This window comes from Bacteroidota bacterium, assembly GCA_019637975.1.
Lineage (GTDB): Bacteria > Bacteroidota > Ignavibacteria > UBA10030 > UBA6906 > CAADGV01.
In genome coordinates, this window is sequence record JAHBUR010000034.1 from 21,422 (window position 1) to 46,979 (window position 25,558).

The following is a 25,558-nucleotide window of genomic DNA, read 5'->3' on the forward strand; positions in this document are numbered from 1 at the left end:
AGAGCGAGAAGCAACGCAGAGCGGGATGTTCAGCAATCAGGTCTTTCTGCGCATCACTGCAGCGAAGAAGCCATCAGTTCCCGCGATATGGGGAAGCAACGTGAGAAACGGTGAGTCTGATTCCAAAGGAACATTCTGATTTCTCAAGATGTCCGTGGCAGATACAAGCTCGAATTCCGGATGCAACGAAAGGAACTTCTCCACAACATCTTCATTCTCCAATCGCAGAAGCGTGCAGGTTGTATAGACCAGTCGTCCGCCGGGTTTCACCAAGTCTGAATACGCGGCGAGAATCGACTGCTGCGTAACCGCCACCCGACGAACATACCCTTCGCTGACATTCAACTTTGCTGCCGGATTGCGCCGGAACGTGCCGACTCCCGAACATGGAGCGTCAATCAAAACGCTGTCGGCGGAGTTCTTCAGTGCAACGATACTGCTGTCGCCCTTCTTCTGATGGTGAAGCTCTGCAATTGTGATTCCTGCCCGTTGCAGCCGGACTCGAATATTAAACAGTCTTCTTTCATCAATATCGATGGAATGAATCTCCCCTTCATTATTCATCAACGCTGCAAGATGCAATGTCTTTCCTCCTCCGCCTGTGCACGCATCGACAACGAGACTACCCTGTTTGGGTTCAAGCAGCATTGAAAGCAGCTGACTTCCTTCATCCTGCATTTCGAACCATCCGTCCTTGAATGACTGAAGCGCTTGTGAGTTTATCCGCTTCTCAAGAACCAACCCGAACGGTGAAAGCTGTGTTCGTTTGGACGCGATGCCCTCCCGCGCCAGTCTTTCCTGACACGCCTCAACCGTTGCTTTCAGCGTGTTCACGCGAATGGTGATTGGTGCAGGCCTGTTCATGGATTCGCATATCTGCACCGCTTTCGCTTCGCCGAATCTCCCAACCCACTCTTCTACTATGAAATCGGGAATCGAGTAGAGAAGGCCGAGCTTGCGAAATGAGGCGTTCTCAATTTCGATCGGAAAAGAAGAAGATCCAATCGCCTTCAACACGACTTCACATTCCACTTTCGGAAAAGAAATCCGCCACATACCTTGAATGTCGGGAAGAATTACAGCAGGTTCTTCTTTCCCGATTTTTAGAGTGTAGGAGATGTAGATGAGAAGTGACGGGACATGCGGGGCAATGATTCCGGCTCGCTTTATGCCGTCTTCGGCATGGAAGCGGACAAGCCGGTAGTTTCGCAGAATATCGTAGAGGGTTTCAGAAATGAAGCGACGATCTTTCGAGCCGAGATAGTGCCGCGTACGGAAAAAGTCCTTGACCATACTATCTGCCGGGTGTTTGAGCGGACGGATAAGATCGAGTAGCTCGCAAACGTGGCCGATGAGGGAGGATTTTTTCATTTCGTTGTTAAGGAGATCGGGGGGGGCGTAGATTCGTACGAGTTTTCTGTTTCGGCTTAGACTGCCACCCACGGTTGGTTCATCTCGGAAGTGATGTACCCCCGTGCCATGCGGGGCGTATTGTACGCCATCCCAATCTCCCCCTCCATATTCATGGCGATCACCCCGCCATATCCCTGCACCTTACGCTCAAGCATGTTCACGCCTTCGAGTGCAGCCTTCAATGGATTGCCTCCGTTGCGTTCCATGAAATCCAGCACCGACTTTGCCATAACAACTTTGATCAGTGCCTCTCCCCAGCCGGTTGAGGAAACGCCGCCGACGGAATTTTCGGCATACGTTCCTGCGCCAATAATGGGAGAGTCGCCGACGCGGCCGGGAAATTTGTTGGGCGTGCCACCGGTTGATGTGCCGGATGCAATGTTGCCAGCCTTGTCGAGTGCTACCGCTCCGACCGTATCCAACGGGACCTTCTTCTTCCGGAATGCTTCTTGAACGGTTATATCTTTCTTCTTCTGCCATTCGCGCCAGCGGAGAATCTCCCGCTCGGTAATCAAGTCGTCCTGTCTGCATGACTTCATGCCGTGTTCTTTCGCAAACCGGAGGGCACCCTTTCCCGTCAGGAGAATATGGTCGCTTTCTTCCATGATCTTTCTGGCCAGGGAGATTGGATTTTTGATGTTCTGAACGGATGCAACGGCTCCTGCCTTGAGGCTTTTGCCGTCCATTATGCTCGCGTCAAGCTCAACCTCGCCGGCCAAGTTGAGGAACGAGCCGGTACCGGCATCAAATGTTTCATCATCTTCGAGAATTGTAATAGCGGCTTCCACCGCATCGACGGCGCTGCCGCCATCGCTCAGCACTGCACTACCTACCATGAGGGCTTTCTGGACGCCGTGCCGGTGTGCATCGGCCATGTCGTCGGGAATATCCCAAGCGCCGCCGTGGACTACAATGGCTATCATGAGGATCCTTGATGGAGAGTACGAAAAGCGAATTCGGGGTGTTAGCAATGTACTACACGCCGGGGCTGAAAGCAACGACGAAAATACTGCTGTGACAGACGCTAACCCGATTGTCGCATTTCACGGGAATCACATACACGCAAACCGATGTTCGTTCTCAGCCGTTTACCTCGGCACGTACCTTCTTCACCAATTCGATAAGTCCCTGAGTATCGAGCCCGACTTCGACGATGTCACCATCATGAAAATCCTCCTTGAGTATCTTTTCGGACATTGCGTTTACAATGTGCTTCTGGATAACCCGTTTGAGGGGACGTGCACCGTACATCGGGTCATAGCCCAGCTTTGCGAGCCAATCTTTCGCATCATCGGTTACGTCAAGTGTGATACCTTTCTCACTCAACAATCGCTCGACATGCTTCAGTTGCAATGTTACAATTGCCCGGATATCCGCCTGAGCAAGTGGTTTGAAGACGATCACCTCATCGATCCGGTTAAGAAACTCCGGACGAATATTCTTCCGCAACAGAGAAAGCAGTTCCGCTCTCAGATTACTGAATTCGTCATCCCATTCGCTGTGCTTCTCAAATCCGGCCCCAACCCGTTCACTAATCAGATGCGAACCGAGATTCGATGTCATGATGATGATTGTGTTCTTGAAATCAACTGTACGGCCTTTGCTGTCCGTCAGTCTCCCCTCATCCAACACCTGCAGGAGAACATTGAACACTTCGGGATGGGCTTTCTCGATCTCATCAAGCAAAACCACTGCATAGGGCTTGCGACGAACGGCCTCCGTCAACTGCCCGCCCTCATCGTACCCGACATATCCCGGGGGCGCGCCGATGAGGCGGGAAACGGAAAACTTCTCCATATACTCACTCATGTCGATGCGAACCATGGCGCTTTCATCGTTGAAGAGAAATTCCGCGAGCGCCCGCGCAAGTTCGGTTTTTCCGACTCCCGTACTTCCCAGAAAGATGAACGAACCGATCGGCCGCTTTTCATCCTGCAATCCGGCCCGTGAACGGCGGATGGCGTCGCTGACAGCCTTGACGGCCTCTTCCTGTGCCACAACACGCTCTTGCAGTCGTTCTTCAAGATGAAGCAACTTCTGCCGGTCGCTTTCGAGCATTCTCGTTACCGGAATCCCGGTCCAACGTGCCACAATTTCCGCAATATCTTCCGCGTCCACTTCTTCTTTCAACATTTTCCGGTCACGCTGGAAACCCTGCAGTTTGGCAGACGCCTCATGAATCATTTTTTCCCGCTCGGCAATAACACCATACCGCAACTCCGCCACCCGACCAAGATCGCCCTCCCGCTCTTTCTGTTCTGCTTCAAGACGGGCGCTCTCGATCTCCTCCTTCATTTTGCGGATGGATTGAATGAGCTCCTTTTCGACCTGCCAATGGGCTTTCAGTTCGGTTCTGAGTTGACCCTGTTCGGCGATCTCCCTCTCCACTTCTGCAAGCCGGTCTTGCGAAGCTTCATCTTTTTCGCGGCGGATTGCTTCGCGTTCAATCTCCAGTTGCTTGATCCGCCGTTCGACGGCATCAAGTTCTTCAGGCATCGAGTCGATCTCGATTCGCAGCTTCGATGCCGCTTCATCGACGAGATCAATTGCTTTGTCCGGAAGGAACCGGTCGGAGATATACCGATGACTCAACTGTGCCGCGGCAACGATTGCCCCGTCGGTGATACGAACGCCGTGATGCAACTCGTAACGTTCCTTCAATCCCCGGAGAATTGAAATCGTATCCTCGACGCTCGGCTCATTCACCATCACGGGTTGGAAGCGTCGCTCAAGGGCCGGATCTTTCTCGACATATTTGCGATATTCATCTATAGTCGTTGCCCCGATTGCACGCAGTTCGCCCTTTGCAAGGGCGGGTTTCAGCATGTTGGCGGCATCTACCGACCCCTGCGCCGCGCCCGCACCGACGAGCGTGTGCAACTCGTCGATGAAGAGAATGATTTCCCCTTGGGATTCTTCGACTTCTTTCAGGAGAGCTTTCAATCGTTCCTCAAACTGCCCGCGAAAACTTGTCCCCGCAACCAGCGACCCCATATCCAGCGCAACAATGCGCTTTGTCTTCAGCATTTCGGGAACGTCGCCCTGCACGATTCTGTACGCTATTCCTTCCGCAATTGCCGTTTTGCCGACACCCGGCTCGCCGATGAGAACGGGGTTGTTCTTCGTCCTTCGCGAGAGAACCTGCAACACACGACGAATTTCCTCATCACGCCCGATAACCGGATCCATTTTCCCTTTGCGCACAAGTTCATTCAGGTCGCGACCGTAGCGCTGAAGGGCCTGATATTTGTCTTCGGGAGATTGATCGGTCACGCGTTGAGTGCCGCGAATCTCCTTCAGAACCTTCAGAATCGCATCAACGGTAACTCCCTGTTCGAGTAACAACTTGCCGGCGTTCGTGTCTTTCGTTTCAACCATGCCGAGCAGGAGATGCTCCGTGCTGACGAACTCATCTTTCAAGTTTTCGGCTTGCTTGCCCGCCCGTTCGAACAGGCGACCGAGATTTTGCGAGATGGATTGATTTGACACGCCTGCCCCGCTCACTTTAGGCAGCCGTTCAAGCGCTTCATTTACTTTGATTTTGATAAAGCTGATGTTTGCGCCGATCTTCTGTAGGATCGGAACCACCGTTCCACCCGAATCCTGCACAAGGGCCGCCAACACATGCTCAGGCTCAATCAATTGATTGCCGTAGCTCGAAGCAATTTCCTGTGCGTTCTGTACCGCCTCTTGCGATTTTATCGTAAACTTATTGAAGTTCATTTTCACCCTGTTGTTCTTTCTTCAACGATGTACTGTCACCTTCTTCGTTGGTTTGTTCAAACTGCTTCTTTCCCGCTTTCACTTCAAAGACCACTTGCGTAGCCTGCTGTTTGTCTCTCGGCTGCAAATCGTGCATCGCCGTCAGTACAGTAGCCGCCGGACCCTTGCTGGAGAACCGACGATTGATAATTGCCAGCAAGAGCATGAATGCCCCGGCAAGGATAAGCAGCCAGATTACAACTTCGGCAGGTATTTCGGATGCAATCGGCATTGCGCTTCCTCCTTGCACAAAAGGCGAGGAATTCCCCGCCTTCGTGCCGACAACATATCGATGGATGCAGCTACTTCTTCTTTTCCTCGTCAACTACTTCGTACTGTGCATCCTCGACCTTCTTTTCCTCAGTCTTTGGCTGCTCCGGACCGGCGGAAGGCCCACCCTGACCCGGTTGCGGACCAGCTTGTCCACCGGTAGCCTGCTGGTACATCTGGGCTGAGGCTTCGTTCCATGCAGCGTTGAGTTCCTCAATCGCAGCCTTGATTGCACCAATGTTGCCGCCTTTGATTGCCTCTTTGAGTGCATTGTTGGCGTTCTCGACTTTTGCCTTGCCGGATGTGCTGACTTTGTCGCCGAATTCCTTCAGCTGCTTCTCCGTCTGGAACACAAGGTTATCCGCCTGATTCTTGATATCAATTTCTTCCTTGCGTTTCCGGTCTTCGGCCGCATGCGATTGCGCATCCGCTTTCATCTTCTCGACTTCTTCCTTGCTCAACCCGCTGGAAGAAGTGATGCGAATCGACTGTTCCTTGCTGGTTCCCTTGTCCTTTGCAGCAACATGAAGAATTCCGTTTGCGTCGATATCGAACGTCACCTCAATCTGCGGTACGCCGCGCGGTGCAGGCGGTATTCCATCAAGATGGAATTTGCCGAGCGTGCGGTTATCCACAGCCATCGGACGCTCACCCTGCAACACGTGGATTTCGACCGACGGTTGATTGTCCGACGCTGTCGAGAAGATCTCGCTTCGCTTTGTCGGAATCGTTGTATTCGCATCGATCAGCTTCGTCATAACACCGCCGAGTGTTTCAATTCCGAGAGAAAGCGGAGTCACATCGAGCAACAACACATCAGTTACGTCACCCGCGAGAACGCCACCCTGAATTGCCGCGCCGACTGCAACTACCTCGTCGGGGTTGACGCCCCTGTGCGGCTCACGTCCGAATATCTCCTTCACGAGAGCCTGCACTTTTGGTACACGTGTCATGCCGCCGACGAGAATCACTTCGTCGATGTCCGTGGGGCGAAGACCCGCGTCCTTCAACGCCTGCTCTGTCGGTCCGAAGGTACGCTGAATCAAGTCATCAACCAATTGTTCGAACTTTGCGCGGGTGATGTTCATGTTCAAGTGTTTTGGCCCGTCAGCAGTTGCCGTAATGAACGGCAGGTTCACTTCCGTCTGCATCAACTGCGAAAGCTCCATTTTGGCTTTCTCGGCTGCTTCGCGCAAGCGCTGCAGCGCCATCGGGTCTTTGCGGAGATCGATGCCTTCCTGCTTTTTGAATTCATCTGCCATAAAGTCGACCACGCGCTGGTCGAAGTTGTCGCCGCCAAGGTGTGTATCGCCGTTCGTGGACTTCACTTCGAACACGCCTTCGCCCAGCTCGAGGATTGAAATATCGAACGTTCCACCACCGAGATCGTAGATTGCGACTTTGACATCCTTGTTCCGCTTATCGAGCCCATACGCGAGTGCCGCGGCCGTTGGCTCGTTGATGATGCGTCGAACGTTCAGACCCGCAATTTCGCCTGCTTCTTTGGTGGCCTGACGCTGTGCATCGTTGAAGTACGCCGGAACAGTTATCACAGCCTCGGTCACTTTCTGCCCGAGATAATCTTCAGCGGTTTGCTTCATCTTCTGAAGAATCATCGCGCTGATTTCCGGCGGTGAGTATATGCGATCTCCCACCTCAACCCGTGCGGTGTTGTTCTCGCCCTTCACCACTTTGTAGGGCACAAGCGTCATTTCTTCATTCACTTCATTGTGGAAACGCCCCATGAAGCGCTTGATGGAGAATACCGTATTCTGCGAGTTCGTCACTGCCTGACGTTTCGCAGCCTGGCCAACGAGGCGCTCGCCATTCTTCGCAAAGGCAACCACCGAGGGGGTGGTTCGCCCTCCTTCCGAGTTTGCAATAACAACCGGGTCGCTGCCTTCCATAACGGCAACGACAGAGTTGGTCGTTCCGAGGTCAATGCCAATGATTTTTCCCATAGAAAACTCCTTCGTTTGAATGTAACCTGAAGTTGATACACTTATCTGTTCCTACACTACCCAACGTTGTGCCAGAACATATTGGCGCAAAGAATTCTCTGTAATCGTTTATGTAACAACCAGTTACGGAAATCTCTGTCAATTGTAAATGTCCGGTCAATGTGCTTTGCAGTTGCCATGCTGACAGAACGAAAGACGCATTGTGTCAGCCGGTAGCCAATTTCGTGACAGAATTGCTGCTCAAATTATTAACTTGACTTTCCATTCTGTTTGTACTATTCTGAATGGTGCAGATTGAAGAACCTGAGCCTCGTGTCGCTTCTCTGCCTCGTCCCGGGTTGGTTCACATAATTCCTTCGCTCAATCAGTCAAGAACAAGAATTTTCGCCAAGGTGATACATGTTTTCAGAGCGTGTACTTCGCAAGGGCTTGAAAACGAAGACGTTCGGCAGCAAGATTTTTACATTCCAGTCCATTGATTCGACGAACAACTGTGCCAAAGCAGTTGCAAATATCGGCGCTGCAGAAGGCGTTGTAGTTATTGCCGAGGAACAAACGGCCGGGAAGGGGCGCCTCGGAAGAAGTTGGCAGGCCAATCCTGAAGAGAATCTCACATTCTCCGTTGTTCTTCGCCCGAAAATCTCTCCCGAGGCCGTCAACCTTTTGCCACTCTATGTTGCCATTGCTGTTGCACAGGCAATCGAGCGCACAACTTCTCTCAAAGTAGAATGCAAGTGGCCCAACGACTTGCTCATCGGCAAGAGAAAGGTGGCCGGAATTCTCATCGAAGGCTCGATTCAACAGGGTGTTCTGGAATATGTTGTGGTGGGATTAGGCATTAATGTGAATCAAACCAATTTCCCTTCGGATTTGTTGCAGAAGGCGACTTCGCTCAAGCTGGAGTCGGGTCAGGAAATCGATAGAGTTCAATTGTTCAGACAGATTCTCACATCGTTTGAATCGACCTACACAACATCTCTCCGCAACAGCTTCGAGTCAACGATTCCCACATGGCTTACTCGCTCAACAATGCTCAACAAACCCATCGTCGTATCCCAGCAGGGCAACATCATCAATGGAGTAGTGAAAGGCCTGAGCAGAGATGGGGGGATTGTACTGCAGACAAACGGATCGGAAAAGACACTGTTTGCAGGTGATGTGACTATTCTGGGAGATACAGCCGAGCAACTTGCGGCTCTCAAGAATGAGCCGGCTGCAAATTTTGCAGCCACCACTCCCTGATGCTTCTTGCGCTCGACATCGGAAACTCCACGATAAGCTGCGCCCTCTTCGATGGCGAAAAGCAGGCAGGGGCTCTCAGCGTTTCCAGCACTGTTCAGCGCAATGCAGACGAAACATGGGATGTGATTCGGGCCTTCCTGTCGGAACACAAAGCCGCCCCGGACATGATAACGGGTTTCGGGATCTCTTCTGTCGTTCCATTTCTTACTTCTCTTTTCAGCACTTTGGCACAAGACCGGCTCAATGTTGAGCCGGTAGTCGTCAGTGGTACCTTGGACCTTGGCATTGCTATCCGCTATGCAGATCCTTCCTCCCTCGGCTCAGACAGGATTTGCAGCGCCATTGCCGGATACAGGAAGTTCGGCGGGCCGCTTATTATCGTTGATTTCGGCACTGCCACAACGTACGGCGTGGTGGCGGAGAATGGGGACTTCCTTGGCGGGGCAATCTCCCTGGGCATAAAATCAACGGCCGACGCCCTTTCAAAGAGAACCGCGCAACTTCCTTTAATCGAACTTCATCCGCCGGCGTCAGCAATCTGTACCGACACGCGCTCGGCAATTCAGGCGGGGGTCATGTTCAGCATGATCGATGCAGTAGAAGGTATGATACAACGCTTCAAAAAGGAATTGGGAACCGATGCGAAAGTCGTGGTAACAGGTGGCCTCTCAACACTGATCAGCAAGTATACACCTATCGTCGACGCCTGCGAGCCGGCACTCGTGCTCGAGGGAATCAGACTGATTCATGAACGGGTGAGACAAAGGCTCCCCTGAAAGCAAAAGCCCCATGTGGGGCTTGTTTGCTTTTCGGGTGGTGGTGATGTGAGAACAATTCAGGGTGTTCCGAATATCTTCACCGATGCCTGGGCAAGTTGCACAAGCGGGGTGAAGTAGAGACCGAACAACAACGTCGGAACAAGAAGAAGCATGATGACGAGCTTCTGGGCAAAACTGAAATCAAGGGAGACGTTTGAGTGGCGTTCATCCGACCGAAGATACATATTCCTGAACACCCGCACGTAGTAGTACAACGAAATAACGCTATTCAGCGCCCCGACTACTGCCAACCAAACCCATCCGCTATTCAGCAATGCTGCAAACAAATAGAGTTTTCCGATGAATCCTGCAGTCGGAGGCAAACCCGTTAGCGATACGAGAAAGATGGAGAGTGCCACCATCGCCAGAGGCGCTTTCGGTCCGATACCCCTGTAGTCGTCGATATCCTCGCTGCCGATCTTGTTCGCAACCAGCATGACGATATAGAATGCACCGAGGTTCATGAACAAATACACAACAAAGTAAAGCATGATTGCTGCCAAACCCTCGTTGTTCAACACCACGATACCCATCATCATGTAGCCTGCGTGTGCAATGCTGGAGTACGCCAGCATGCGCTTGAGATTGTTCTGCCAGATTGCGACAAGATTCCCGAACGTCATCGTTAGCACGGACAGGGCAACGATCACCGTGACCCAGTCAAATCCTTGAACACTTTCCCATGCTCCATCGGGCAAGGTCAAAATGCTTGAATCGAAAAACGTGACCTTGAAGAAGCGAATCATCATCGCGAAGCCGCCGGCCTTCGAGGCGACGGAAAGAAACGCCGTGATGGTAATCGGGGCGCCCTCGTACACATCGGGCGTCCAGAAGTGGAACGGCACGGCCGAAATCTTGTAGCCGAAGCCTGCAATCACAAGAACTCCTGCGATAAGCAACGCAAAACTGTTCACCTCTCCGCCTGCAAGCACCTGGTTGATGGTGTAGAGATCAAGAGAACCTGTCATTCCGTAAATAATTGAAATGCCGTACAGCATCAATCCGGACGAGAGCGAGCCGTAGATGACGTATTTGAGCGATGCCTCACTGGAATCCTGCGCCTCGCGAGTATAGCCGGAGAGAATATAGGAGGTGATGGAAGATAGCTCGAGCGCGAGATACATCATCAGCAGATTGCTCGCCCCGGCCATCAACATCATCCCCAATGTCAGCGCAAGGAGCAGCGAGTAGTATTCCCCGAGCCGCCTTCCGGCTGAATTCAGTTCGACAGAACTCAGGGAGAACACAACAATCAGAACCGCCGAAAACACAATGAGAAGTTTGAAGAAGAACGCGAACGAATCGACGGCAATCATATTACTGAAGATTGACGCATGCATCGTCGATTGACCAAGAACAAGAACGCCCGTCACCGCGAGCCCCGCCAGAGCAACGAAGGGAACGACCTTGACTGATCGCCGGAAAATCAGGTCAGCGATGATTGCGGCGAGAAAAGCAAGCACAAGCGCCGCCTCGGGGTAAAACAAGCGTAAGTCGTGAAGAATTTGTTCCGTCATATTCAGATCAGAGTTAGCGAATTGTACAAGGGCGTTACCGTGCGCCCATCATTACAGCACCTTGAGCAGTATGCAGTAGTTCTGCGAGATGATTCAGCGAAGTATTCATCAAATCCAGAACAGGCGAAGGATAAATGCCGAGGAAGATCACAATCACTGCAAGCGGCACAAGCATCACCATTTCACGGCCATCCATGTCGGTCAGGTCCTTCCACTTCTCAGGCAACGTGCCAAGAAACACACGTTGCAACGTCCACAACATATATCCCGCTGTGAAAACAATCGTAATCGCCCCGATGATCGTGAGAGTTCGGAATGTCTGGAATGCACCGAGCAGCGAAAACGCCTCGCTGATAAATCCGCTCAGTCCCGGCAAGCCAAGCGCCGCGAAGAATGCAATGGACATAATTGCGGCATATTTCGGCATTTTGTTCATGAGTCCGCCGAACTCATTCAACCCGCGTGTGTGGGCACGGTCATAAATCACGCCCACTATCAAGAAGAGCATTGCCGTGATGGTTCCGTGGTTGAACATTTGGAATACGGCACCCGTCATGCCTTGCGTGTTCATCGACGCCATACCGAGCGTGACAACACCCATGTGGCTGATGCTCGAATAGGCAATTAACTTCTTGAAATCCGTCTGCGCCATTGCCACCAACGCCCCGTACACCATACTGATGACGCCGAGCAACGCAATCCACCATGAATAATGAATCATCGCATCGGGGAAAATCGGAATGCTGATACGCATAATTCCGTATGTGCCAAGCTTCAGGAGAACGCCTGCCAGAATAACGCTGATAGGCGTGGGCGCCTCCACGTGCGCATCCGGCAACCACGTGTGGAACGGAAAACTCGGTATCTTGATCGCAAACCCGATAAACAACCCGACGAACGCCAGATAGCGCCATGATGTATCGAGACCGGCAAGCAATGAATCGGGTACAAAATTCCCGGGATTCATCATCTGCAGCATGTTGAAGGTATAGATCTTTTCGAGACCCTCTGTACCCCTCTGCATCGCCTCAGTGACAGAATAGATTATACCGTTTGCATCGATGTATACGTTAACGCTGAAGTAGAGGGCGATCATCACCAGCAGCATCAGAACCGATCCGAAAAGGGTATAGAGGAAGAACTTGATTGCAGCGTACTCACGCCGCGGGCCTCCCCAAACGCCAATCAGAAAATACATCGGCAGCAGCATTACTTCCCAGAACACATAGAAGAGGAAGAAATCGAGCGACACAAATACGCCCATCATTCCGGTGTCGAGCAAGAGAAGCAGAGCAAAGTAGCCCTTGATGGATTTGTCTATCGTCCAAGATGAAATGACAGCAACAAAACTGATCAGGGCCGTCAACAACACCATCGTAATACTCAATCCGTCAACGCCGAGCAAATATTCAATGTGAATTCTGCCGAACCACGCAACGCTTTTGATATCAATCCATGTCGCCTTTTCGACAAACTGCATACCCTCCTGCGTGTTGATGCCTGCCAGCCCTTTGTCGAATTTCATTACCAGCGCGAAGGCAACGATCAACTGGAGTCCCACAAACGCCAACGACGACCACTTGATGGCATTGCGCTGTTCCTTGGGAATCATCAGAACGATGATCATACCGACGACCGGCAGAAACGTCACCCACGTGAGGGCGCCTACACCGAGAATTGAGAATTCCATATTTCCATACCTCTGTGAGAAAAATCAGAATCGAATTACAGTAACCGCATCGCAAAATAAAACACCATAACGCCAAACACGGCAAGCGCGACGTAGGTTTGCACTTTACCTGTTTGGGTTTTCTTCAACGCTATTCCAAAGAATCCGGAAACATAGGCAACAGCGTTCACTGCGCCGTCAATAACCCAGTTGTCAAACCATCCGCTGATTGCAGAGGCCACCTTCGTAACCCAGCCGGACCCGTTCACAATACCGTCGACGATTGTATTGTCAAACCATTTCAGGATTTCCGTCAATCGAAGCGATGCACCAATGGCAATAACACCATACAGTTCATCGAAATACCATTTGTTCAACAGAAACTTGTGAAGTCCGCTGAAGTTCTCTGCAACCTTGTCGGCGCTGATTTTCTTCCACTGATACGTGGCGAAAGCAATGAGGATTCCGAGTCCCGCCACTGCCAGCGACAGGAACATTGCCGTATAATGCGCGTGATGATGCGCTTCTGCAAACACCTCCGTTGATGCTGCTGCAACCGAAGCGGGTACAACCGTTTCCGGCCTTTGTGTTGCCTGGGAAATCCACCCGTCTGCTCCATCCAACGGATTCATACTGTAGAAAAAGAACAATGATAACGCGGCAAGTATCATCAGCGGCACCGTCATCACCTTCGGTGATTCGTGAATGAGACTGATGCGCTCAGGATTCTTGTGTTCGCCAAAGAATGTAAGGATGACAATTCGGAACATATAGAAGGCAGTCAGCCCGGCAACGAAGAATCCCACAATGGGAATAAGCACGTGTCCCGTCAAATTGCTGAACGCAAGCGTGCCCGCAAGAATCGAATCCTTGCTCAAAAATCCGGATGTAAGGGGAACGCCCGAAATCGCAAGCGTGAAAATCAGAAATGTCCAGAACGTCACCGGCATCTTCGCCTTCAATCCGCCCATGTTGCGAATATCCTGCGGGTCGGTGTGATGGTCATGCTGATGGTGGAGAGCATGATGCATCGCGTGAATCACCGACCCGGAGCCAAGGAAGAGACCTGCTTTGAACATGGCATGTGTGACAAGATGGAAGAAACCGGCGGTGTACGCCCCGACACCGAGACCCATCACCATGTACCCCAGCTGGCTAATTGTGGAATATGCAAGAACCTTCTTGATATCATTCTGTGCAACTGCAATCGTTGCCGAAATGAACGCGGTGGTTGCTCCAATGTAGGCAATGACCATCAACGCATCAGCCGTCATCAGCGGAAACGTTCGTGCAACCAAATACACGCCTGCGGCGACCATTGTCGCGGCATGGATCAATGCACTGACAGGCGTCGGGCCTTCCATCGCATCGGGCAGCCAGACGTGCAACGGGAATTGTGCAGATTTGCCGATCGCCCCGCAAAAAATCAGTACGCCAGCGGCTGTCAACCACCATTCACTGCCAAAGGGAAGATTGCCGGCTTTCACATGCTCGAAAATTTCGGTCAGGCCGAACGTGTGGAATGTTCCGAAAAGAACCATGATACCGACAAAGAAACCCACATCGCCTATGCGGTTGGTGATAAACGCCTTCATGCCTGCATCCGACGCACTTTTCTTTTCATACCAGTGTCCGATGAGAAGGTACGAGCTCAAACCGACCAACTCCCAGCCGACATAGAGCAGAAACAGATTGTTCGCAAGAACGATCATCAACATTGAGAATGAGAAGATGCCGAGATATGCGAAGTAGCGCGAGTAACGGACGTCGCCGTGCATATATCCGATGGAGAAGAAATGCACGAGCGTGCTGATCAGCGTGACGACCACAAGCATAATGGCGGCAAGATTATCAACCGAGAAACCCAGGACAATCTTGAGGGGCCCGATGCCCGGCACATCGTGAAAATCTATCCACGTGAAGTTGAGCGAAAGCGTTTCCACATGATACAGCATCAGCTTCTGGTAGAGGACAACGAGGGAAAGCAGAAGGGCGACCGAAATGGCGAATGTTTCCAGCCAATCACCCTGACGGGGCAATCTCTTCCCGAAGAAGATCACTTTCATGAAGCCGATGAGCGGCAACAGAAGGATCGCTACAGAGAGATACATCAACAGTTCTTGAGACATCACACAATCAATTCAAATTGAACAATCTTCCGGATCCACATTCCATTATTCCTTCATCGTGCTGATTTCGTCCACGTTCACGGTTTGGAAGCGTTGGTAAATATTGAGAACGATTGCCAGGGCAACCGCCGCTTCGGCAGCAGCGAGGATGATAACGAAGATAGCGGCCACCTGTCCGTCAAAATTCACGCCGCCGTAGCGAGAGAATGCGACAAAGTTGATGTTTGCCGCGTTCAGTACGAGTTCAACGCCCATCAGCACCATGATCGCGTTGCGGCGCGTCGCAATACCGTAGATACCGAGGGCAAACAGAATCGCGCTGACGATCAGAAAGTGCGACAGCCCGACCTTCGGCAGCCAGCGGATAATTTCAGCAACAGAGGTTTCCATAGTTCGTTGTCTTACGTTTTCGTTCGTCTTCGGGCAAACATCGCCGCTCCCATCAGGGCAACCAGCAGGAGAACCGATGCTATTTCAAACGGCAAGAGATAGCTCGTCATGAGCATTTCGCCAAGGGTTTTGGTTGTTGTCTCGAACGCCGGAAGCGGCGGTGCAACATCACCCTTCCATGTTGAATAGAACAAACCGCCGAGCGTTCCTGCAACTACAGCAACAAGAAGGAGCGCCGGAATGGTATGCAGCGTTCCGGTTTTCAGTTCAACATTCACGATTTTATTTGTGAGCATCACGCCAAACAGCATCAAGACAAGAATCCCGCCGACATAAATCAGCACTTGCGTTACCGCGATGAAATCGGCGTGAAGCAAAACGTAGAGTGCGGCAACGCCGAAGAATGTGAACAGCAGCGAAAAAGCAGAGTAGATAACACTTTTCGAGAAGACGACGATGAACGCCGAAACGACTGTGATGAAGGCAAAAACGAAGAACACTATATCAAATAATTCCATAACGCTACGATTTATTTTCAGGATTCTCCGGCGGATCAACGGGTGTCGGCGCCGGTGATGAAGCAGGTTTTGCAACGGGCACGCCGGCCGGCTTCGCACCAACCGGAACCCGGGCGGGCGCCGGGGTTGCGGGTTTCGGCGGGGCAGCGGCTTTCTTTGCGGCTTGTTCCTTTTCGTAAGCGGCCAGTTTCGTTTTTGCCGCGTCGATCTCCGCCGGTGTCATAGTTGCGTACCGGTAAATCAGATTGTTGCGTTCGTATTCCGAGAATTCGTATACGTCCGTCATCTTAATACACTCGGTCGGACACGGAGGAACGCATAAGCCGCAATAACAGCATTTGGCAATATCAATATCGAAACGGGGAACATACAGCCGCTTCTTCGTTCCGACAGAGGTCAGGCCAAGATCAACATCGGGAGTTGACTTGAGTGTTTCGATCGTGATGCAATCAACCGGACATGCCATTGCACATTGGTCGCACCCGATGCAATCATCCATGTTGACATACAGCCGGTTGCGGGCGCGTTCGGGAAGCTTCAGCTTCACGTCGGGGTACTGAATGGTCACCGCCGGCGTGAACAAATGCGACCAGGTGATCTTCATCCCGACGAGAACCGTCCAGATCCCTTCCCAGATATTCTTGAAGTATGTACCCATGAACATTCCTTTTTGTCTCAACTCAACGGGCGAGCATCACCCAGAACCCGACTCCGAGCACAATCACAAACGAAAACGGAATCAACACCTTCCATCCCACATACATCAACTGATCGACACGCAGGCGCGGCAACGTCCAGCGAAGCCACATATGCACGAAAATGAACGCCATGCCCTTGCTGATGAACCAGAAGAGTCCCCAAACCGGCCCGGACATGAAATCGCCGAAGGGTGAGTTCCAGCCGCCGAAGAAGACCGTTGCGGCAATTGCCGACACCGCGAACATGTTGGCATATTCCGCGAGAAACAGAAGCGCAAATTTCATTCCGCCGTATTCCGTGTGGTAGCCGGCGACAAGCTCGGATTCCGCTTCGGGAATATCGAACGGCGTTCTGTTGACTTCCGCAAGCGATGCAACAAAGTAGATGGTTGCAGCGACGAACAGGAGAGGAAATTTCTGAAAGACGAACCAGTTCCAAAAATATCCGGATTGTGCGCGGTTGATTTCCTGCAAATCGAACGTGCCGACAATCATGATAACCGCAAGCAGCGAAAGTGCAACGGGAATTTCGTAGCTGACAATCTGCGCCGCAGCTCGCATGGCTCCAAACAGCGACCATTTGTTGTTGGATGCCCATCCGGCCATCAACAATCCGATCACGACAAACGACGAGACTGCAAGAATGTAGAACAACCCGATATTGATCTCGCTGCCGACATACGCGGCGCTGAATGGAATTGCCGCATAGGCCGCAAAGGAACCGACAAACACAACGTACGGGGCGAGATTAAAAAGCTTCCTGTCCGCAGCCGCGGGGATGATATCTTCCTTCTGTATAAGCTTCAGAATATCAGCAATCGTCTGGGCCCAGCCATGCCAGCCCCCGGTACGCATTGGGCCGAGACGATCCTGCATGTGGGCTGAAATCTTCCGCTCCCACCACACGGCAAACAACGCGAACGGAATAATCCACACCAAGGGTACTGCAGCCAGTAGAACGTACACCAGGATTTCGTTTTGAAGTATGTCGATGAGGAATTCTTTCATAGTCGTTTCAATACATCGTCATCCGTAATGATTACCTGTCCACCTCGCCCAGCACAATATCAACACTGCCGAGGATCGCAATCACGTCCGAAATCATGGCCCCGCGACTCATCGCAGGCAATACCGAGAGGTTGACGAAACAGGGGGGGCGGACTTTCACCCTGAACGGACTTGACGTGCCGTCGGCAACAACGTAATACCCGATTTCACCTTTCGGAGTTTCCGTCCGTACGTACACTTCGCCGGCATCCGGGCGAATCCGCTTGGGGATTGCGGATTGCACGTCGCCCGGAGGCAGCTTGTCAACAGCCTGTTCGATGATGTTGACACTCTGCTCCATCTCATCAACACGAACCATGTACCGATCCCAGCAGTCTCCTACTGTTCCTTTCAATCCCTTTCCGGTGGGAATTTCGAATTCGAGCTTGTCGTACACCGAGTAGGGGTCGTTCTTGCGCAAATCGAACTTCACACCCGAACCGCGCAACACGGGGCCGCTCGCGCCATAGTTGACGGCAACATCGGCAGGCAACACGCCGACGTTTGCGGTACGCTCGACAAAAATCTTGTTGTACGAGAGAAGATTGTTGAGCTCCTTGATGGTACCGCGAAACATCTTGCAGAATCGTTTCACCTTCTCCGCAAAATCCGCCGGCACATCGTGCGACAATCCGCCGATCCACATGTAGTTGTAGAGAAGACGTGCGCCGCACGTTTGTTCGAAAATGTCGAGAATTGCCTCACGATCCCGCATACAGAACAGGAACGGCGTGAACGCTCCGATATCCATGCCGTACGTTCCGATGGCAATCAGGTGGCTTGCAATCCGTTGAAACTCCGCCATGATAACACGGATGTATTCAACACGCTCGGGTACTTTGATGTTGAGCAATTTCTCGCACGCAACAACATAGCCGAACTCCGCATTCATGGCGGCCACATAATCCATGCGGTCACAGTACGGAATCACCTGTTGGTAATTCGTCATGTGTTCGGCATGCTTCTCGAAGCACCGGTGCAGATAGCCGAAATGCGGAATTGCATCAACAACAATCTCACCGTCAACAATCAACTCCAAGCGCAAAACACCATGTGTTGACGGATGTTGCGGCCCCATATTGACGACCATTTCCTCGGAGCGCAATGCCCTCCCGAAACCGGGAATCGTCATCGGACGTGCATCAATTTTTTCGACGAGTGTTTCCATCAATACGGCACCTTCATGCCATTATAAAACTCAGGCACTTGATAATCTTTGCGCAAGGGGTGTCCCTCCCAATCATACGGCATCAGAATCCGGCGCAGGTCGGGGTGTTCATCAAACATAATCCCGTACATATCAAACGCTTCGCGTTCATGCCAGTTGGCGGTTTTCCAAACAGATTCAACCGACATGCAGTGCGGATTCTCGACAGTAACATCAACCTTGAGTGTAATTTTGTGATTCCACTTGATTGAATGGAGATGATAGACGACGCCCATTTTCCCGCCGGTGTAGTCGATTCCGCTCAAACACATGAGTGAGTCGAACGCGAGAGATGCATTGTCACGCAGAAACAGCGACACTTCTTTGATTTTCGCCGGCGCAATCTTCACCCACGGATCAATCACGCCGTCAATCTTCGCTTCGACGACTGCGTCACCAAACCGCGTCTTGATGGTGTCGTGGATTTCCTGAGAGATCATGCGAATCGGTAGTTTCTTGTTGGTGATGGAGGGACGAGCATCAGGCTGACTTTCGTTTTGCGAGGCTTTCGTTGCGGATTTTTTCTTGCAGCTTCATCAGCCCCTCGATCAGCGCTTCAGGTCGAGGGGGGCAGCCCGGAACGTACACATCGACAGGAATCACCCGGTCAACTCCTTTAAGCACGTGATATCCGTGTTCCCAATACGGGCCCCCGCAGTTTGCACAACTGCCCATCGAAAGCACGTAGCGCGGCTCGGACATCTGATCGTACAGCGTTTTGATGCGTGATGCCATTTTGAGTGTTACAGTTCCCGCAACAATCATCACATCGGATTGGCGCGGGGTCCCTCGGAAGAAAATGCCGAAACGGTCGGTATCGTAATGCGAAGCGCCTGTTGCCATCATTTCAATTGCACAACACGCGAGTCCGAATTGCATGCCCCACATCGACGACAATCGTGCCCAGTTCAGGAGATTATCCATCGAGGTGATGATGACGTTGCTGTTCTCAAATTTTTGGTCTAAAAGACCCATAATCCCTCTTCAGTCAATGAAGGTCATGCAACAACTTCTTCTTCCGTCAAATGCGTTTCTCTCACGCCGACACCCTTCTCATACTTTGGAATCTTCGGCGCCGGCTTGTCCCAATCAAGGTCGCCGTTGCGCCATACATACGCGTACCCGACAAACAGAATCGTAAGAAACACGACCATCTCAATAAAAGCAAACCAGCCCAACTCTTTGAAAACGGTGGCCCAGGGAAACAGGAATACGACTTCCACATCGAAGATGATGAAGATGAGGGCAATAACATAGAAACGAATGTTGAAGCGGACCCGGGTGTCACCAATGGGCGACTCGCCACATTCGTATGTGGTGAGTTTGCTCGGATAGGGTCTGTTGGGGCGCAGCAACCATGCAAAAATCAAACCGCCTGCAACAAATACCAACCCTACGAGGAAAAACAGAAATACCCGTCCAAATTCGGTGAGCATGAAGTAGGTGTCTCCTGAGAATCAGGTGATGCGTGTTGTGTGTCGTCGACCAAGTACAAACGACATATGAACGGAGAGAATGTTAACCCGAATAATTATACAAAGAAGGTGGAGAAGAGTCAAGAAAAGTTTCGTTGCCACTCTCCTCTTTCGTTCAACGCTCACTCCCAACGAAACATCTTCACCGCGATAATAATAGAAATGACAGACCATGCACCCAACCCGCCAAGTTGCGGCAGAATCTGGACAAGAGTTGCATCATCGATTGCGATGGAACGCATCGCATCGGCCAGATATGAAAGCGGGAGAAGATCCACAACCGAACGGACAAACCCGGGCAGCGAGTCGCGGCTGAAGAAAATACCCGACAGCAGCATCATGGGCATCGCAATAATATTGGCAAGCGGAGCAACCTGATCTTCGCTCTTGCTCGTACCCGCTATGGCGAAGCCAAGGGCAAGAAAGACGATGGCGCCGACCATGCCGACAACGAACATCCTCCAGAAACTGCCGATGAAATGCAGATCGAGAAAGAAGTAGGGAACAAGCGTCATAATCACAATTTGCATCATGACAAGTACAAGACGCATGGCAACAGATGAAATGATGAAATCGTTCGGGTTGATGGGCGTGACAAACAAGCGGCGGAGGATACCCCGTTTTTTCATCGAAACGAAGCCGAACGCAACGCCGAAAATACCGAGTTGCATGATCGACATCGAGAGAATGCCGGGGGCGACGAAATCGAAATATGTGAGATTGCGGCTTTCCACAGCGTGTACAGCAAGCCTGGCACGTCCGGCTTCACCGCGTTCGGCAAACGTGATTTCATCAAGCACTCTCTGCAGAATCAGTAAGCCCAATTGCGATTCCTGAGGCTTCGCTTCACTCGTGAAGGCTGTTATCTCGAGCGCGGCACTGGGTTGATACGCCGACGGCACGACAAGCACGATGGCCCGTTCCCCCTTTTTCAGTAATTGAAGTTCCGTCTCTCTCTCGCCCTCGTACATCTTCAGCGTTTTGACCTCGCTCAAGGCGGTCAGCAACCTTGACGCTTGCACGCCGGCTTCATTGACAATGCCAAGTTCCACACGCCCGATACCGTCGAAACGAACAAAACTGAAGAGGAGTATCATGAACAATGGCAGCACAAGCGACCAGAGAATCGCCTCCTTCTGGCGCAGAAGCATCTTCATTGATGCGATGAACAATTTCCATTTGAGACGCATCAGTGTTCTACTCCTCCCTCAACAAATGCCCTGTCAAACTCAGGAATACATCCTCAAGATTTGCGAGCCGCTCAACCCGTTCCTTCTTGAATCCGCCGGAGACGAGTTTGCTGATCAGGGCTTGCGGCTTGTCGAATGCGATGATCTTTCCTTTATCCATGATAGCAACACGGTCGCAGAGTTCTTCCGCTTCTTCCATGTAATGTGTCGTGATGACAATTGTTTTTCCCTCCGAGCGGATGCGTTTGATAACACCCCAGAGATGTCGTCGTGATTGCGGGTCGAGGCCTGTTGTTGGTTCATCAAGAAAGAGCACAACCGGGTCGTTCACGAGTGCCGCTGCAATCGAGAACCGTTGCCTCTGTCCGCCCGAGAGATGGACAACTTGAGCCTTCGCTTTATCCTCGAGTTCCACTTCTGCGAGCAGCCGCACCGGGTCAACGCGGCGCCCGTACATCTCGCCAAACAACTCCAGGATTTCCTTCAGATTCAGCTTGTCGAAAAACGAAGACGATTGCAGTTGTACACCGATGATGCGTTTCACGTGTTGCGGCCGGGCCTTGACGTCGAGGCCGTTGAGCGTGATTTCACCGCCGTCGATTGGCCTGAGTGTTTCAATCATTTCGAGCGTGCTGGTTTTGCCCGCGCCATTCGGGCCGAGAATACCGAAGATTTCCTGCGGGAAGACATCAAAGCTGACGCCGTCAACGGCGAGAAGACCGTTGTAGCGTTTGGAGAGATTTTGCACTTTGAGAACAGGTTCCATCAAGTTACTTCAGTTTCAACGGATTATCCAAATCAAGGCGACGCTGTGAAAGCGTGACATACTTCTCGCTCACTTCGTACCCCACGTATGAACGGCCGCATTGCTTCGCCGCCAGACATGTTGTGCCGCTGCCGCAGAACGGGTCTAGCACAACATCGCCTGCAAACGTGTACAACTCGATCAGGCGTCGCGGCAGCTCAACGGGAAACGGCGCTGGATGCCCGACACGTTTCGCCCGTTCTGCAGGGAATTGCCAGACACTTTTGGTGAATTCAAGGAACTCACCTTTCTTGATTGTATTCTGCTTCTCTCCCTTTGTCCGTGAGTAGTTCCCTTTGGAGAAGATGAGAATGTATTCATGAATGTCGCGCAACGTCGGATTGCTGGCGGATTGCCAGCTTCCCCACGCCGTGGATGGACTTGCGCTCGATGCTTTGTCCCAGATGATCTCTCCCCTCATCTTGTATCCAATTTCCTGCATATCATGAATAATGTAGGCGTGCAGCGGGATGTACGGTTTACGCCCGAGATTCGCGACATTGATGCAGGCTCTCCCTCCATCTACCAATACCCGGTAGGTTTCCGCAAAGACTCTCTTCAGCAGCTGACGATACTCATCAAGCGTAAGATCGTTATCGTATTCTTTCGTCACGTTGTATGGAGGAGATGTGATCATCACATGGATGCAATTATCGGGAAGATCATCCATCCTCTCGCTGCTTCCACAAATAATGGTATCACGCAACGCGGCCGGCACCGGGTTTTCGTCTTGCGCACCGTTTTCTTCCGACCGCAACCCGTCGTACAGTTTGCTTGCGTAGAATTTTGAGGCATCGTGGCCGATGCGACCCGCTGTTCCAAACGCGCTTGTTGCCGTTGCCGTACGATTGTGCTTCTTCTTCCCCTTCATTGCTTCGCGATTGCAAATGAATCCATGGCGGCGATGGTTGTCCGGTATTCGACATTTGTAAACTCACGCTGCAACCTGATTGGAAACGCGACGGAATCAAACACGACTTCAACACGTTCGGTTACGTGTTGCGTATCGCGCAACGTGAAGGTCACCGGAATTCTCAACAACGTATCCGGAAATGAATACCACCGGAACACTTTCCGCATTTCTGTTTCCCGCAATCTGCGATCCCGGGCTTGCGGACCGTGCGCCCATTGTGATCGTACTTCAAATGGTTGATCGCTTTCGTACACCAGGTTTACCAGCAACGGCTTGAATTGCGTATGAACTTCAAGCACACGCTCGACTCGCCAGGTGGAATCGGAGATTCTCGCCGGTTCTTCAACTGATTGCGACACACCGACCCAATTCACCGAAAGCCCCCGAGCCTCCTGCACGGCGGCATAATTCTGCCTTCCGGTCAATGTGGTATCGCGTCCATTGAGTGTGCCGGTCAATCCCTCAAAGTATTCCGAGCTTCTGATGGTGAATGAACTTGTATCAGCACCGAGTTCATAGTGATGACTGACCCGGACGTTGTTGAACCACAGATTGTCGTACACCGGTTGGGCGAGAAGATATGTGGCAACGCTGACAGCGGCGAGTGATGTCACAAGAAGCCCGTTTCCTTTTCTAAATCTTCTTAACCACATCACATCAACTCCCGACCCACGGTAAATGGCGGCAAAGCCGTACACAAACGGAAGCGACAGTCCTGTGAAGACGACAACGTACCCAAGATGCAAAAGGGCCTTCTGCCAGAAAGCGGACATTTGATTCTGCGCAATGCCGCGCTGGAATAATCCCAATCCATCAAAGAAGACAAGCTTGTACAACACGAGAAATGCCATAGTGAAGAGGATAAGTTTCAGCGCGGGTTTCTTGACACGGGTTGCCAGCGACATGCACAACAGCGAAGCAGCAAGATACATTCCGAGTTCGGGCGTAAGATACGCGGAAAGCAGGGTCATGACAAAAAGGGAAACCAATGCAGGACGGACGAATACAGACGCATCTTCAGTTAACCTGTATCGTCTTACAGCCTGCAAAACAAACCACAGCCCCACAAGGCCGCACAGCGCGCCAAGAATGAGAAAACCTGATTCATTGTTCACCCACGGGAATCGATATCCTCCAATAAGTCCGACAACTGTTTCTGAACTCCAGAGAAAGAATTGAAGAACGAAAGCGACACCAATGAGCTTGAATCGTGACCATTTGATTTTCCTTGCCGTGTCGGGAACGAGCCGGTTCTTGCGGGCACGGACAAATACAGCAACTGAAACCGCGAGAGAAATTCCGATAAACGCCCAAATGACCGGATAGGAGAGGAAGAACACCTGAGATCCGAATTGAATCAATTGATATTGTTCCGTCGTTCGAGAAGGAACACCGCCGTCATACTTCTCAAATAGCTTCAGAACAAGATCACCGGATCGCTTCAGTCCCGATGGTGTGAAGTTCTCCCAATTATCTTGCGGTGTGTGAATAGGGAACGTCACATCGCTCGTGAAGTCGATTGCAGGAATTCCCTTGTCGATGAACGGAATATGATCCGAACCGAACGCGCCGCCCGCGGCAAGATTCAGCGTTGATGAGGCGGTTTGATACACCAGATCCGATTTCTTCAAGTCATGATAGAAAATATCGAACGCTGATTTCACCAGCCACGACGGGGCACTTGCATTGCTGCCGTCCGGATCAGCAAGAAGATAACTCGAACCGTCGGCCATGTCGAGTTGTAACATCAGCACAACGCTGTCGAGATGTTCGAAGTTGTTGACGAAGAACGTCGAACCGCGCAGGCCCTGTTCCTCCCCGCCCCAACAGCAGAAGTACACAGTAGATTCAGTTTCACGACTGCAGATCACACGCGCCAGTTCAATTACACAGGCTGTTCCGGAGCCGTCGTCGTTTGCGCCCGGTATTTCCGGTCCGGAGGAATCAATATGCCCGCCGATAACAATGATGCGGTTGGACTTCCCCTTCTTCACGCCGACAGCCACGCCGCTTTTCGTGTTGACTCCCGCGGCAACCGTCATGGGCAGAACGTAGCTTGTGTCGCAGCCGTATTCCTTGAACTTTTCGGCAGCGAAATTCAGGGCACGCTGTTCGGCGGGCGAACCCATCGGACGGGGGCCGATCTCCAGCACGAGAGTTCTTAGGATGGAGACGGCATTCTCTTCGGAGAATTCTTTCTGTTGCGAAAAGGAACCGGACGAGAAGAGAAGAAGAAGCGGGAGAAGAAAGGTGAGTGTTGTGAGCAAGTTACGGTTTCCACTTTGTTTCAGGAACATTGGCAATGTGATTTGCATATCGTGCCATCACAAACAGCAAATCCGAAAGGCGGTTGAGAAAAACCGTAATACCGTCGCCGATATCCTCGTTGCGGGAGAGGCGAACAACCGTCCGTTCAGCGCGGCGGCATACGGTTCTGGCAAAGTGAAGCCGCGACGCGACCGGCGATCCTCCCGGAAGGATAAACGAGCGCAACGGCTTGAGATGCATCTCGAGTGAATCAATACTCTTTTCAA

The 25,558-nt window shown here is 51.8% G+C and carries 23 protein-coding genes; 2 read left to right on the forward strand and 21 right to left on the reverse strand.

Annotated features, from left to right (window positions below):
* Positions 1-36 precede the first annotated feature (36 nt).
* The 5 genes from KF749_15595 to dnaK all read right to left on the reverse strand — a co-directional run bounded on the left by KF749_15595 (position 37) and on the right by dnaK (position 7,406).
* Complete coding sequence (locus KF749_15595; GenBank protein MBX2992576.1) at positions 37-1,371, reverse strand: methyltransferase domain-containing protein; 1,335 nt, start codon at positions 1,369-1,371, stop codon at positions 37-39.
* Between the two features lie 56 nt (positions 1,372-1,427).
* Positions 1,428-2,336, reverse strand: a complete 909-nt coding sequence (locus KF749_15600; protein MBX2992577.1) for an isoaspartyl peptidase/L-asparaginase — start codon at positions 2,334-2,336, stop codon at positions 1,428-1,430.
* A gap of 157 nt (positions 2,337-2,493) precedes the next feature.
* Complete coding sequence (gene clpB, locus KF749_15605; protein MBX2992578.1) at positions 2,494-5,136, reverse strand: ATP-dependent chaperone ClpB; 2,643 nt, start codon at positions 5,134-5,136, stop codon at positions 2,494-2,496.
* A complete protein-coding gene (locus KF749_15610) occupies positions 5,123-5,407 on the reverse strand; it encodes a hypothetical protein (GenBank protein MBX2992579.1) in 285 nt (94 codons plus the stop codon). Before KF749_15610 ends, clpB begins: the two co-directional genes overlap by 14 nt.
* Positions 5,408-5,477: 70 nt before the next feature.
* Entirely contained in the window at positions 5,478-7,406 is a 1,929-nt protein-coding gene (gene dnaK, locus KF749_15615; protein ID MBX2992580.1) for a molecular chaperone DnaK, read from the reverse strand.
* Between the two features lie 399 nt (positions 7,407-7,805).
* Here dnaK and KF749_15620 point away from each other — a divergent pair, with 399 nt between their 5' ends.
* Together KF749_15620 and KF749_15625 are read left to right on the forward strand one after the other, a co-directional pair.
* The gene (locus KF749_15620; GenBank protein ID MBX2992581.1) at positions 7,806-8,648 is read left to right on the forward strand and encodes a biotin--[acetyl-CoA-carboxylase] ligase; all 843 of its coding nucleotides are present in this window, start codon (positions 7,806-7,808) and stop codon (positions 8,646-8,648) included.
* Positions 8,648-9,424, forward strand: coding sequence for a type III pantothenate kinase (locus tag KF749_15625; protein MBX2992582.1), 777 nt, complete (start codon positions 8,648-8,650; stop codon positions 9,422-9,424). The genes KF749_15620 and KF749_15625 overlap by 1 nt, the downstream gene beginning before the upstream one ends.
* A gap of 59 nt (positions 9,425-9,483) precedes the next feature.
* On the opposite strand, the gene KF749_15630 is transcribed toward KF749_15625, so the two are convergent.
* The 16 genes from KF749_15630 to KF749_15705 all read right to left on the reverse strand — a co-directional run.
* Complete coding sequence (locus tag KF749_15630) at positions 9,484-10,983, reverse strand: NADH-quinone oxidoreductase subunit N (GenBank protein MBX2992583.1); 1,500 nt, start codon at positions 10,981-10,983, stop codon at positions 9,484-9,486.
* A 34-nt stretch (positions 10,984-11,017) separates the two neighbouring features.
* Positions 11,018-12,673 carry an NADH-quinone oxidoreductase subunit M gene (locus KF749_15635; GenBank protein ID MBX2992584.1) on the reverse strand — a complete coding sequence of 552 codons (1,656 nt, stop codon included), beginning with the start codon at positions 12,671-12,673 and terminating at the stop codon, positions 11,018-11,020.
* A gap of 35 nt (positions 12,674-12,708) precedes the next feature.
* Positions 12,709-14,781, reverse strand: a complete 2,073-nt coding sequence (gene nuoL, locus KF749_15640; GenBank protein ID MBX2992585.1) for an NADH-quinone oxidoreductase subunit L — start codon at positions 14,779-14,781, stop codon at positions 12,709-12,711.
* 45 nt (positions 14,782-14,826) lie between these two features.
* Positions 14,827-15,171, reverse strand: a complete 345-nt coding sequence (gene nuoK, locus KF749_15645) for an NADH-quinone oxidoreductase subunit NuoK (protein MBX2992586.1) — start codon at positions 15,169-15,171, stop codon at positions 14,827-14,829.
* A gap of 11 nt (positions 15,172-15,182) precedes the next feature.
* Positions 15,183-15,689: an NADH-quinone oxidoreductase subunit J gene (locus tag KF749_15650; protein ID MBX2992587.1), complete on the reverse strand. Its 507-nt coding sequence runs from the start codon at positions 15,687-15,689 to the stop codon at positions 15,183-15,185.
* A 4-nt stretch (positions 15,690-15,693) separates the two neighbouring features.
* Positions 15,694-16,347 (reverse strand): NADH-quinone oxidoreductase subunit I, encoded by a 654-nt coding sequence (locus tag KF749_15655; protein ID MBX2992588.1) that lies wholly within the window; start codon positions 16,345-16,347, stop codon positions 15,694-15,696.
* A gap of 22 nt (positions 16,348-16,369) precedes the next feature.
* Positions 16,370-17,395, reverse strand: coding sequence for an NADH-quinone oxidoreductase subunit NuoH (nuoH, locus tag KF749_15660; GenBank protein MBX2992589.1), 1,026 nt, complete (start codon positions 17,393-17,395; stop codon positions 16,370-16,372).
* A gap of 31 nt (positions 17,396-17,426) precedes the next feature.
* Positions 17,427-18,524: an NADH-quinone oxidoreductase subunit D gene (locus tag KF749_15665; protein MBX2992590.1), complete on the reverse strand. Its 1,098-nt coding sequence runs from the start codon at positions 18,522-18,524 to the stop codon at positions 17,427-17,429.
* Positions 18,525-18,601: 77 nt separating this feature from the next.
* Positions 18,602-19,081, reverse strand: coding sequence for an NADH-quinone oxidoreductase subunit C (locus tag KF749_15670; GenBank protein ID MBX2992591.1), 480 nt, complete (start codon positions 19,079-19,081; stop codon positions 18,602-18,604).
* Between the two features lie 40 nt (positions 19,082-19,121).
* On the reverse strand, positions 19,122-19,616 hold the full coding sequence (gene nuoB, locus KF749_15675; protein MBX2992592.1) for an NADH-quinone oxidoreductase subunit NuoB: 495 nt from the start codon (positions 19,614-19,616) through the stop codon (positions 19,122-19,124).
* A 23-nt stretch (positions 19,617-19,639) separates the two neighbouring features.
* A complete protein-coding gene (locus tag KF749_15680) occupies positions 19,640-20,077 on the reverse strand; it encodes an NADH-quinone oxidoreductase subunit A (protein MBX2992593.1) in 438 nt (145 codons plus the stop codon).
* 161 nt (positions 20,078-20,238) lie between these two features.
* Positions 20,239-21,306, reverse strand: a complete 1,068-nt coding sequence (locus KF749_15685) for an ABC transporter permease (GenBank protein MBX2992594.1) — start codon at positions 21,304-21,306, stop codon at positions 20,239-20,241.
* A 7-nt stretch (positions 21,307-21,313) separates the two neighbouring features.
* On the reverse strand, positions 21,314-22,072 hold the full coding sequence (locus tag KF749_15690) for an ABC transporter ATP-binding protein (GenBank protein MBX2992595.1): 759 nt from the start codon (positions 22,070-22,072) through the stop codon (positions 21,314-21,316).
* 4 nt (positions 22,073-22,076) lie between these two features.
* A complete protein-coding gene (locus KF749_15695) occupies positions 22,077-22,982 on the reverse strand; it encodes a site-specific DNA-methyltransferase (protein ID MBX2992596.1) in 906 nt (301 codons plus the stop codon).
* The gene (locus tag KF749_15700; GenBank protein ID MBX2992597.1) at positions 22,979-25,291 is read right to left on the reverse strand and encodes a M28 family peptidase; all 2,313 of its coding nucleotides are present in this window, start codon (positions 25,289-25,291) and stop codon (positions 22,979-22,981) included. The genes KF749_15695 and KF749_15700 overlap by 4 nt, the downstream gene beginning before the upstream one ends.
* A 1-nt stretch (position 25,292) precedes the next feature.
* On the reverse strand, positions 25,293-25,558 hold a 266-nt coding region (locus KF749_15705; protein ID MBX2992598.1), incomplete at its 5' end, for an ATP:cob(I)alamin adenosyltransferase.